Source organism: Mycobacterium gordonae (assembly GCF_001417955.2).
GTDB lineage: Bacteria > Actinomycetota > Actinomycetes > Mycobacteriales > Mycobacteriaceae > Mycobacterium > Mycobacterium gordonae_B.
The window spans coordinates 1-349 of the sequence record NZ_LKTM01000305.1 but is presented as its reverse complement, the minus strand read 5'-3'; the positions used below and the strand labels follow the sequence as shown (position 1 = coordinate 349).

General features: G+C 65.6%; 1 pseudogene. It reads left to right on the top strand.

The window, feature by feature from the left end:
• Nucleotides 1-303, top strand: a pseudogene (locus tag AO501_RS20020) (inositol-3-phosphate synthase); the annotation flags it as partial.
• Between the last annotated feature and the right edge of the window lie 46 nt (nucleotides 304-349).

Below are 349 nucleotides of genomic sequence, written 5' to 3'. Positions count from 1 at the left end.
GACGTGCACATCGGCCCGTCCGACCACGTCGGATGGCTCGACGATCGCAAATGGGCCTATGTCCGTCTTGAGGGCCGCGCCTTCGGAGATGTGCCGTTGAACCTGGAGTACAAGCTCGAGGTGTGGGACTCGCCAAACTCGGCCGGCGTCATCATCGACGCGGTGCGGGCGGCCAAGATCGCCAAGGACCGCGGCATCGGCGGACCGGTGATCCCGGCGTCGGCCTACCTGATGAAGAGCCCGCCCGAGCAGCTGCCCGACGACATCGCGCGCGCGCAACTCGAAGAGTTCATCATCGGTTAGCGTTGACTCTGCGCTCACCACGCGGGCCACTCGCACAATTGCCTGG